Raw genomic sequence first — 10,661 nt, forward strand, 5'->3', positions numbered from 1 at the left:
CTCCAGAAGGAGCGCGCGAAGAAGCGCGGAGCTGGCGGGCCGTTTCCTGTCCATGGGGGCAAAATAGGACCCCCTCCCCCTTCCGTCAAGCCGGTGAGGCCCGATGGCGCGGGGCCGGCCGGACGCTCAGAGATAGGAGCCGATCTTCTTTGCCATATCTTCCGGGCTGACGCCGGGCGGGAAAAAGGTCAGGAATTCGCCGTTCGGCCCCATCAGATAGGCGACCGAGGAATGGTCGACCGAATAGTCGCCATCGTCGGACTTGGCGCCCCCGGCGGGTTCGTCCTTCACCTTCTCGTAGTAGACCCGATAGGCCTTGGCCACGGCGGCGATCTGTTCCGCCGAACCGGTGAGGCCGACGAGGCGCGGATCGAACTGCTTCACATATTTGGCCAGAACCTGAGGCGTGTCGCGGTCGGGATCGACGCTGATGAAGATCGGCTGCACCTTCGCGGCCTTGTCACCCAATTGCTCCAGCGCGCCGGATATGACCTGAAGCTCGGTCGGACAGACGTCGGGGCAGAAGGTGAAGCCGAAATAGATCAGCATGTATTTGCCCTGGAAGTCCTTGTCGGTGACCGTCTTGCCGGTCTGATCGACAAGGGTGAAGGGACCGCCGACGCGCGGCTTTCCGACCGACTGGACATTGGCGCCGGCTTCCCCGTCGGGCCCGGTATTCTCGACCACCCGATCGACCCTGGACGCAAGCGACAGGCCGACAATGACGGCCACGGCAAGAGCCGCGAGGAGGATGATGAGGCGCTGACGTGTCATGCGGGCGATCTCCCTTGAAGCTTCCTGTTTTACCGGCGCACCGCCGTGGTTCGGCAGCTTGAACTCGGATGCCGAGCGAGCCTATAGAAGAAAGAGGCCGCCATCCGGCAGGCCAGGCCCGGCAAGGCGCGACGGGTTTCGCACCCTGGAGGGGTTTAAGCACACTCCAGCACCTTAGGAAATCCGAGGACGAAGCGATGCGCGACGAAATGACACCCAGGACCCGCCTTTTCCGACCGGCCGGGCTCATGCTCGCGGCCACCCTACTCGTCCCCGGGCTGCTGGCAGCTACGCAGCTTCGCGCGGAAGACCCGCCCGGCATGAACATGCAGCTCGCCAATAACGATCTCATCGATGCGGCCCGGGATGGAGACCTCAACGGTATCCATCTGGCGATCATGCACGGGCTCTCGCCCGACGACACCGGCTCCGGCAATGTCCCGGCCATCGTGATCGGCGCGGACAAGGGCAATCTCGATGTCGTGAACTACCTGCTCTCGCAGGGCGCGCATCCCGACAACAAGGACGGCGAGGGTCGCACCGCCCTTTCCGTCAGCGCCCAGTCCGGCCGCGCCGACATCGCCGCCGCCCTGCTCGACAAGGGCGCAAACCCCAACCTGACCGCCGAAAACAAGGACACGCCGCTGATGATCGCTGTTCGCGCCCATCGGACCACTGTCGTGAAAGTGCTCGTGGACCATGGCGCCGAGCTCGAAGATACGGATGTGACGGGCCGGACACCGCTCGATATGGCGCAGGAACGCCACTACGACGACATCGTCAACATCCTGCGGCAGGCCGGCGGCTAGGCTTCAATTTTCCATCTTTTCCGGTGGGGCCTTTGCGAATACCACCGGCCACCCTATCTTTTGGCCAAGATGGACATTTCCACCAAATCGCCCCGTGCCGCACGGATCGCCGCCAAGGTCCGCCGCCGACGCGCGCCCAAGGAAGGCGCGCCGACGGAAAGCGAGGCTACGCCACGCCCCTTTCATCATCTGCCCGACGGCACCTTTCGGAACCCAAAGGGCGCACCGAAGCGCAGCCTCGGCCGGCTGAAACATGCCGGCCCCTTCTTTCTCGAAATGCTGAAGATGGGCGTGCGGAAGGTCGAGGTTCCCGAAGGCCATGTGCTGCCCCGTGAAACGGCGGTGCGCGCCCTCGGCGAGCATGTCGACGCACCGGGCGATTTCCTCACCTGGCTCGGCCATGCCGCCTTTCTCATCCGCATCGGCGGGCTCAACGTGCTCACCGATCCCTATCTCACCACCTATGCGGGCCCGGCGGGCCTCGGCCCCCGCCGCTTCGTCAAATGCGGCGTGCCCATGTCGGCGCTGCCGCGCATCGACCTGCTCATCGTCAGCCACAATCATTACGACCATCTCGACGAGCGCGCGCTGGCGCGGCTGCCGAACAAGTCGCATATGACGGTGGTCGTGCCGCTGAAGCTCGCGCCCTTCTTCCATGAGCGCGGCTTTCCCAACGTCGTCGAACTCGACTGGCATGAGAGCCACAGGATCAAGGGCGTGAAGGTGACGGCGCTTCCCGTCGTACACTGGTCGCGCCGCACGGGGCTCGACACCAACAGGACGCTCTGGGCAGGCTTCGCGCTTGAAAGCGACGATCACAAGCTCTTCTTCGGCGGCGACTCGGGCTACGCGTCGGTCTTCAAGGAAATTGGCGAGCAATACGGCCCCTTCGACACAGCCCTTCTCGGCATCGGCGCTTACGAACCTCGCGCCATGATGAAGGCCTCGCACGCGAACCCCGAAGAGGCGGTGCAGATGGGCCTCGACCTCAAGGCGCGGCGCGTCGTCGGCATGCATTGGGGCACCGTGCTTCTCACCGTCGAGCCGCCTTTCGAGCCGCCGGTGCGCTTCCTCAAGGCGGGCGCGGAAAAGGGCTTCGCGCCAAACGATGTCTGGATCATGTCCATCGGTGAGACGCGCCGGCTGAAGGGCTGGCCCTCGAACGAGTGAACGCCGCGTCGCCGCGCACTGCGTAACTTTGCGTAGATGAGGCGGCGCGCGCGGCGCGCTAAACTCCCGGCCGAACGAGACGGGAAATCATCATGGCTATTGTCGAAGACCGCGGAAGCATGGACTGGCTGAGGCGGCGTTTCCTCGCCAGCGGTAGCGCGGACGTTACCTCCGAGGCGGGCCGCGTGCGGCTTCAGACGCTGGTGCTGCTCAGGTGGCTGGCGCTTGGCGGTCAGCTCGCGGCCATCCTCATTGTCCATTTCGGCCTGGGGTTCCCGCTTCCGCTCGGGCTTTGCCTGACGGCGATTGCCGCCTCCGCCTGGCTCAATGTCTTTCTCACCCATCGCTACCGCACGACGGTGCGCCTGCCCGACTGGCAGGCGGCGGTCTATTTCGCCATCGACCTGATGGAACTTGCGGTGCTGCTCTTCCTCACGGGCGGATTGCAGAATCCATTCGCGCTTCTCTTCATGGCGCCGGTGACGATCTCGGCGACGACGCTTTCGCTGCGCAGCACGATCGCGCTGCTGTCGCTTTCTCTCGCCTATGTCACGGTGCTCTCCTTCGTCCATATGCCTCTGCCCTGGCGGCCGGGCGAACCGATCGCCCTGCCCTCGCTCTATATCGTCGGGCACTGGACGGCGATTTCGCTCGGACTCGGCTTCATGGCGGCCTATGCGTGGCGGATATCGCAGGAATCGCGGCGCATGTCGGCGGCGCTGTCGGCGACGCAATTCGTGCTGGCGCGCGCGCAGCGCCTTTCCGCGCTCGACGGTCTTGCGGCGGCCGCCGCGCACGAACTTGGCACGCCCCTCGGCACGATCTCGCTCGTCGCCAAGGAGCTGCAGCGCGGCGGATTGAGCCCTGAGGAGATGAAGGAAGATCTCGAACTCCTTCACAGTCAGGCGGAACGCTGCAAGGACATCCTGTCGAAGCTTTCGCGCGAGCCGAAGGGCGAGGATGCGCTGTATTCGCGCCTGCCGCTCCATGTGCTGCTCGACGAGATCGTCAAACCGCATCGCGACATGGATGTGGCGTTCCGGATTTCCGTCGAGGCAGGCGAGCCGGATGTGCCCGAGCCCGAAATCTGGCGCCGGCCGGAGATCCTCTACGGTCTCGGCAATTTCATCGAGAACGCCGCCGACTTTGCGCATGCCGAAGTCGCGGTCACGGTGATCTATGACAGGCACAACATTGCGATCTCGATCATGGACGACGGACCGGGCTTCGCTCCCGATGTCATCGAAAAGATCGGCGAGCCCTATGTCACGACGCGCCCCCGCGCCGCGCGGTCGCACGAGCCCGGCAACGAGCATGAAGGCATGGGCCTCGGCTTCTTCATCGCAAAGACGCTACTTGAACGCTCACGCGCCAAGGTCGAGATATCCAATCGCACAGACGGCAAACAGGGCGCGCTGGTCAAGGTGGTATGGCCGCGCCACACCATCGAGGCGGATTCGGCCTTTCCGCTGCCGGCCTGAACAGGGCCCGAAACGGCCGGAATCCAAGGCTGACATAGGGATTTTCCCTGAGTTGGCCTATTGCCGCAGGAAGGCCTAAAATCCGGTCAATCGAGACAGGCAGGCGAGCGTCTGCCATTTCGGCATGGAAGGAAGAGAGCGTGCAGCACATGGCGGAGAAAATCGAGGATCAAGGCGCGACGCCTTTCATTCCCGAAGACAAGACACTCCTTCTCGTCGATGACGACGTGCCGTTTCTGACACGCCTCGCCCGCGCCATGGAAGCGCGCGGCTATGAAGTCACGACCGCAAACACGATCAAGGAAGGCCGCGAGCAGGCCCGCGCGAAGAAGCCGGGCTTCGCCGTTGTCGACCTGCGCCTCGAAGATGGCAACGGCCTCGACGTCGTTGCCGCCATGCAGGAAGCACGTCCCGAAGCGCGCATCGTCGTGCTGACCGGCTACGGCAATATCGCGACGGCGGTGGCCGCCGTGAAGCTCGGCGCGGTGGACTATCTCGCCAAGCCGTCGGATGCCGACGCCATCGAGGCCGCGCTGCTCGCCAAGACCGGCGACAAGGCGCCGCCGCCCGAAAATCCGATGTCAGCGGATCGCGTGCGCTGGGAGCACATTCAGCGTGTCTACGAACTCTGCGACCGCAACGTTTCGGAAACCGCGCGCCGCCTCAACATGCATCGCCGCACGCTGCAGCGCATTCTCGCCAAGCGCGCGCCGAAGTAAGGACGCCGCCTATTTCTTGACGGTCTGCTTGTAGTTCTGGGCGGGGTTGGATTTCATCGCCCTGTCGGACACGAACTTGCCCGTCTTGGCGCTCTTGTTCACGGTCTTTGCACCACCGGAACCTGCTTTCTTGCCTGCCATTTTCTCCTCCTCTTAAGCGGTGAAAACGAGACTCGACGCGGGAGAAGAGTGCAGGAACAACCCTGCTCGCGTCAACAACGCCGACGCATCACTCCGAATCCAGAATCCGGAACACGCGCCTTGCGGCGACGCGGGCATATTGCAGCGTCAGCGCCTTGCGCCGCGCGGCGGGCAGCGACACGTCGTGTTCGCCTTCACGCAGGATTTCCGCATCGTATTTGTCGGCGATGATAAGGCCCACATCGAGCGGGATGACCTCGCGGGGAAAATCCGGCGGCACGGCGAAGAAAAAGCGGTCGCAGAATTCGAGATACTCCTCCCACTTTCCATCCGTCAGATAGTCGGTCAGGCTCGACTTGATTTCGATGATGATGATCTCGCCCTTGGGGCCCAGCGCGATGATGTCGGCGCGGCGTCCGGTCGCCAGCGTGAGTTCGGTCAAGGCGGCATAGTTCATCTGCGCGAGCAGCCGCCCGCAGCCGCGTTGCACCGCTGCGGCCGTTGCCGATTGCCGTCCGTCGAAGAGACGGAACGAGTCTTCGGTTTCATCGCTGAGATTGGCCATGGCCCAAGCTACGCCCCGCGCGGCGGAGTCTTCAAGGCGTCAATCTATCCCGGCCTGCGTCAGCGCTTCGTCGAGCCACTGGCGGCGGCGAAGACCCTCGCGGGGATGCCCGCTCTCGCCACCAATCGCCAGCGATATGGCCGCGTTGACCGCGACGCCGAGCCGATAGCGCGAAAGATTTGGAGCGGCGCCGGACGCTGCGGCATAGCCACGGAACACCGCGTCGCGCAACGGTCCTGCATTCTCGAAGTGCCTGAGATCGGCCTCCGGCGCACCGATCCCCGCTTCCGCGAAATCGAGGAAGGAGATTCCACTTCGGCGATCTTCGAGCACATTGGAGAGATTGAGATCGCCATGAAGAAAGACCGGCTCGGGCGCTTCGCGGTGCCATGCCTCCTTCAGCGCCTCCAGCCTGCGGCGCTGCTCCGCGGAGCTGATCCGCGACATGGCCTCGCCGAGACTGCGCATCAGGCTATCGCCGAGCTTCGCGGCCTCCGGCACCAACGGAGCCGTCAGGCGATGAAAATCCGCAATCGCCGCGCCGAGGTCCTCGCCGAACCGCTCACGCTCGCCGGAGGCGCGCCCAAAGAAACCCGCCTCCTCCATGTGCCTGCCCGGCATCGTCTCGCATCGGAGCCAGCCTGCGAGCGGCGGGCCGGAATAGGAACTGCCGAAACCCCAGGGATCGTCCCAGAGTCCGCTGCCCACGAGCTTCGGCACGCGAAGCCTCGGCCCCGAGAAACCATCGAGCAGACGCAAGGCCGCGGCTTCGCGGATGATCTTGCTCTCGCCCGTCCCGAGCCCGCCATGCCGCCGCGCCAGCTTCAGCACCGTGCCGTCGCCGAGATCGTAGACGCTCCCCCACAGGCCTTCACTCATGAGGCGCCATGGCGGCGATGGCAGGTTTTCGAGTTTTTCGGCGATCTTTGCCTGAAAGGCATCGCCCGTGGACTGGTCGAACATGGGCGCGACTGTAGCAGCCCCTCCATCCGCGTGAGACAAAAAAGGGCGGCCCCGAAGGACCGCCCTCGCCTTGCCTTGGCGTCTCCGCGTTCTTATTCGGCAGCGACTGTCTGCGCAGTCTTCTTCGCACCGAAGTTGACGGTCTTGAGGAAGGCGATGCCCTGCTCTGCGATATCGTCGCCGACCATGCGGTCGTCTTCGTTCTTCAGCTCATCCATGTCGACATAGATCGCATAGAAGGCCTTGGTGCGGTCCGTGATGATGCCCGCCTTGAGGAGCGTCTTCACCAGCACGCGGAAGACGTTCGCCGCATCCTTCATGCCTTCGCGGCGATCCGCGTCGGTGACGGCTTCAAGCATTTCTGCCTGAACGATCCGCCAGTCGAGGCCGAAGTCCGCATAGATGACCTTCTTCTGCTCGGGATTGACGAGGTTGAAGAGCAAGGTCTGGAAGACGTTGGCAGCCCAGTCCTCGATGATGTCGCGCTCGTCCTGGGTCAGTTTCGGAATCGTGCGGTCGGCCCAGATCTTTCCGAACTTGTGGTGGAAGGCTTCGTCCGTCATGGCGAGCTGGCAGAGCTTCACCAGAAGCGGATCGCGCGCCGTGTTGAAGAAGGTTGCGAAGGTGCCCATCGCCAGACCTTCGACGAGAAGCTGCATGCCGACGATCTTTTTGTAGACCTCCTTGGCGTTGACCATCTCGGAAAGGAGGCTGCCGAGCGTCTCGCCAACCGGGAGCGGCTTGCCCCAGCGCGACTTCACATAGGCGGCAAAAGCGGTCACGTGGCGCGCCTCTTCGCGGGCCTGGTTCGCGGCATATTCCTGCGCACCCGGATCGAGAAGGATGTGGCAGAGCGAAGCCGACAGGTTCAGCGCGCCCTGCTCGCCATGAAGGATCGCCGACATCATCCAGCGCGCCGTCTCATTGGTGAAGCGGATCTTCTCCTTCTCGGAGAGGGCCGCGAAACAGGGCAGCGTCAGTTCCGGCACCAGATCCGGCGAGATCATCATCTCGTTTTCCTGATCGAAGGGCTCGGTGAAGTCGATGTAGCGGGGGTCGACCGGGTCCCAGAAATGGTCGTGGGTCGCCGAAATGATCTTGTCGAAGGCGCCCGAACGGCGGTTGTAGCGCTCGACATTCATCATCGCCTCGAAATCGTCGGGCGAAACAGCTTCGTAGGCGTTGTCCTTCGTGATCTGACGGGCTTCGGTCATGCCTTTTTCTCCCTGATGGCTGGGCGGTCCGCCAAGGCGCCGCCTTAAGTCACATTTAGAGTAGGGATTAGTCGCCGGATTTTGCTATAGGGAAAATGACGGATGCGTCAACTTTACGCGGCCCCTCGAAATATGAAAATGACGCATATGTCATCTTTTTTTCTGGCGTCCGCCTTCCCAAGGGTTATGCTCGTTTCAACAACACAAAAATGCGGAGGAGAGATACATGGGAATTGCCGTCAAGACGTCCGGCCTCAGCTCGGCAGAGGCTGTTGAAGAGGCCTATTCGGTTCCGCTTTCGGAATTCGACGTCGCCAAACCCGAACTGTTCCGTTCGAACAAGATGTGGCCGTACTTCGAGCGTCTCCGCAAGGAAGACCCGGTTCACTATTGTCCGCACAATGAGGAAGTCGGCGCCTACTGGTCGGTGACCAAGTACAACGACATCGTTTCGGTGGACACGAACCACCAGGTCTTCTCGTCGGAGGGCGGCATCACGCTGCGCGACGCGGAAGAAGACTTCAAGCTGCCTATGTTCATCGCGATGGATCCGCCGAAGCATGACGACCAGCGCAAGACGGTGAGCCCCATCGTTGCGCCGGCGAACCTTGCCAAGCTCGAAGGCCTCATCCGCGAACGCGCCGGCAAGATTCTCGACTCGCTGCCCGAGAACGAGCCTTTCAACTGGGTCGATCGCGTTTCGATCGAGCTGACGACGCAGATGCTGGCTACTCTGTTCGACTTCCCCTTCGAGGAGCGCCGCAAGCTGACGCGCTGGTCGGACGTGGCGACCGCGACGGTCGAATCCGGCGTCATCGAGTCGGAAGAACAGCGCCGCGCCGAGCTTCTGGAATGCGCCGAATATTTCATGGGTCTCTGGAACGAACGCGTCAACGCGCGCGAGCCGGGCAATGACCTGATCTCCATGCTGGCGCATGGCGAGGCGACCCGGAACATGGACAAGATGGAATATCTTGGAAACCTGATCCTGCTGATCGTCGGCGGCAACGACACGACGCGCAACTCGATCTCGGGCGGCCTCTACGGCCTCAACCTGTTCCCCGACCAGTACAAGAAGCTGCTCGCGACGGGTCCAGACATCGTTCCGAACATGGTGTCGGAAATCATCCGCTGGCAGACGCCGCTCGCCTATATGCGCCGCACCGCGCTGCAGGATTTCGAGCTCAGCGGCCAGAAGATTCGCAAGGGCGACAAGGTCGCCATGTGGTACGTCTCGGGCAACCGCGACGACGAGGTGATCGAGAATCCGAACCAGCTGGTCATCGACCGTCCGCGGGCGCGTCAGCATATTTCCTTCGGCTTCGGCATTCATCGCTGCGTCGGCAACCGCCTCGCCGAGATGCAGCTCCGCATCATCTGGGAAGAAATCCTGAAGCGTTGGCCGAACCAGCCGATCGAGGTTCTTGCCGAACCCCGCCGCGTACATTCGAGCTTCGTGAAGGGCTATGAAGAGCTGATGGTTCAGCTTCCGAAGCGGCAGTAACGACATTTAGCGCCGGGGCGGAAACGTCCCCGGCGTTTGTCGACATCGCAGGCAAACAAAAAGGGCGGCTCCGCGGAGCCGCCCTTTCTTATTCATGCCTGCCGGATTATTCGGCGGCGGAGATCGTGACGTTACGCAGCGCGTCCAAATTGGCGCCGAAGTTGATCTTCTGGAGGAAGCGGATGCCGTCCTCGGCGATATCGTCGCCGACCATGCGGTCGCCTTCGCCCTTCAGCTCGTCCATGTCGACATAGACCGCATAGAAGGCCTTGGTGCGCTCGGTGATGATGCCGGCCTTCAGCAGCGTCTTGATGAGGACGCGGAAGATGTTGGTCGACTGCTTCATGTCCTCGCGGCGCTTCTCGTCCGAGATCGCTTCGATCATCTCGTTCTGGACCTGCTGCCACTCGAGACCGAACTCGCCGTAGAGAATCTTCTTCTGCTCGGGGTTCACGAGGTTGAAGAGGAGCGTCTGGAAGCAGGACGCCGCCCAGTCCTCGATGATCTCCTGCTCTTCCTTGCTGAGCTTCGGAATGGTGCGGTCAGCCCAGATCTTGCCGAACTTGTGGTGAAAGGCTTCGTCCGTCATGACAAGCTGCGTCAGCTTCACGAGAAGCGGATCGCGCGCGGTCGAGTAGAGCATCGCGAAGGCGCCCATGGCGAGGCCTTCGACCAGCATCTGCATGCCGACGATCTTCTTGTAGACTTCCGGCGCGCCGACGATGTCGGTGAGGAGGTCGCCGAGCGTCTGGCCGACGGGCAGGGGCTTGCCCCAGCGCGCCTGCACGTACTTCGCGAAAGCGGTGACGTGGCGGGCCTCTTCGCGGGTCTGGTTCGCGGCATATTCCTGCGCGCCCGGATCGCGGAGAATGTGGCAGAGCGAGGCCGAGAGGTTCAGCGCGCCCTGTTCGCCATGAAGAATAGCAGAGAGAATCCAGCGGGCCGATTCATTGGCGAAGCGCACACGCTGCTTCTGCGTCAGAGCCTGGAAGCTCGGGAGCGTCAGTTCGAGAACCAGTTCCTCGGGGAGGATCATCTCGTTCTCGATGTCGAAGCCTTCCGAGAAGTCGATGTACTTCGTGTCCAGCGGATCCCAGAAATGGTCGTGGGTCGCGGAGATGATCTTGTCGAACGCGGTCGAACGGGCGCCGTAACGGTCCACATCCATCATCGACGGGAAATCGTCGGGAGCGACGGCGTCGTAGGCATTGTCTTTAGTGATCTGGCGCACTTCGCTCATGAAATCCTCCATTCGAGCGCCGGTCGGCAGGGCCGCCGGACACATTTAAGGGCGCGCGCGGCATTCTGCGGACCGCGCGAT

General features: G+C 62.8%; 11 protein-coding genes. 5 read left to right on the forward strand and 6 right to left on the reverse strand.

Going from position 1 to position 10,661, the window contains the following annotated elements:
• Positions 1-126: 126 nt before the first annotated feature.
• Positions 127-774 carry an SCO family protein gene (locus tag ABFC66_RS01595; protein ID WP_346739204.1) on the reverse strand — a complete coding sequence of 216 codons (648 nt, stop codon included), beginning with the start codon at positions 772-774 and terminating at the stop codon, positions 127-129.
• Between the two features lie 197 nt (positions 775-971).
• On the opposite strand from ABFC66_RS01595, the gene ABFC66_RS01600 reads away from it, so the two are divergent.
• The 4 genes from ABFC66_RS01600 (at position 972) to ABFC66_RS01615 (ending at position 4,953) form a co-directional block, all read left to right on the forward strand.
• A complete protein-coding gene (locus ABFC66_RS01600) occupies positions 972-1,583 on the forward strand; it encodes an ankyrin repeat domain-containing protein (RefSeq protein ID WP_346739205.1) in 612 nt (203 codons plus the stop codon).
• 69 nt (positions 1,584-1,652) lie between these two features.
• The gene (locus tag ABFC66_RS01605) at positions 1,653-2,753 is read left to right on the forward strand and encodes an MBL fold metallo-hydrolase (protein WP_346739206.1); all 1,101 of its coding nucleotides are present in this window, start codon (positions 1,653-1,655) and stop codon (positions 2,751-2,753) included.
• Positions 2,754-2,845: 92 nt separating this feature from the next.
• Positions 2,846-4,234: an ActS/PrrB/RegB family redox-sensitive histidine kinase gene (locus tag ABFC66_RS01610; protein WP_346739207.1), complete on the forward strand. Its 1,389-nt coding sequence runs from the start codon at positions 2,846-2,848 to the stop codon at positions 4,232-4,234.
• A gap of 149 nt (positions 4,235-4,383) precedes the next feature.
• Positions 4,384-4,953 (forward strand): ActR/PrrA/RegA family redox response regulator transcription factor, encoded by a 570-nt coding sequence (locus ABFC66_RS01615; protein ID WP_346739605.1) that lies wholly within the window; start codon positions 4,384-4,386, stop codon positions 4,951-4,953.
• 9 nt (positions 4,954-4,962) lie between these two features.
• Here the strand turns inward: ABFC66_RS01615 and ABFC66_RS01620 are convergent, their stop codons facing one another.
• The 4 genes from ABFC66_RS01620 to ABFC66_RS01635 all read right to left on the reverse strand — a co-directional run bounded on the left by ABFC66_RS01620 (position 4,963) and on the right by ABFC66_RS01635 (position 7,836).
• Entirely contained in the window at positions 4,963-5,094 is a 132-nt protein-coding gene (locus ABFC66_RS01620; protein WP_346739208.1) for a hypothetical protein, read from the reverse strand.
• Positions 5,095-5,182: 88 nt separating this feature from the next.
• Positions 5,183-5,659, reverse strand: coding sequence for an MmcB family DNA repair protein (locus tag ABFC66_RS01625; RefSeq protein ID WP_346739209.1), 477 nt, complete (start codon positions 5,657-5,659; stop codon positions 5,183-5,185).
• A gap of 39 nt (positions 5,660-5,698) precedes the next feature.
• Complete coding sequence (locus tag ABFC66_RS01630) at positions 5,699-6,622, reverse strand: aminoglycoside phosphotransferase family protein (RefSeq protein ID WP_346739210.1); 924 nt, start codon at positions 6,620-6,622, stop codon at positions 5,699-5,701.
• 92 nt (positions 6,623-6,714) lie between these two features.
• Positions 6,715-7,836: a ferritin-like domain-containing protein gene (locus ABFC66_RS01635; protein ID WP_346739211.1), complete on the reverse strand. Its 1,122-nt coding sequence runs from the start codon at positions 7,834-7,836 to the stop codon at positions 6,715-6,717.
• A 226-nt stretch (positions 7,837-8,062) separates the two neighbouring features.
• Between ABFC66_RS01635 and ABFC66_RS01640 the strand changes: the two genes are divergently transcribed.
• Positions 8,063-9,340 carry a cytochrome P450 gene (locus tag ABFC66_RS01640; protein WP_346739212.1) on the forward strand — a complete coding sequence of 426 codons (1,278 nt, stop codon included), beginning with the start codon at positions 8,063-8,065 and terminating at the stop codon, positions 9,338-9,340.
• A 106-nt stretch (positions 9,341-9,446) separates the two neighbouring features.
• Here the strand turns inward: ABFC66_RS01640 and ABFC66_RS01645 are convergent, their stop codons facing one another.
• Entirely contained in the window at positions 9,447-10,580 is a 1,134-nt protein-coding gene (locus ABFC66_RS01645) for a ferritin-like domain-containing protein (RefSeq protein ID WP_346739213.1), read from the reverse strand.
• Positions 10,581-10,661 lie beyond the last annotated feature (81 nt).

This window comes from Parvibaculum sp. (assembly GCF_039680535.1).
Lineage (GTDB): Bacteria > Pseudomonadota > Alphaproteobacteria > Parvibaculales > Parvibaculaceae > Parvibaculum.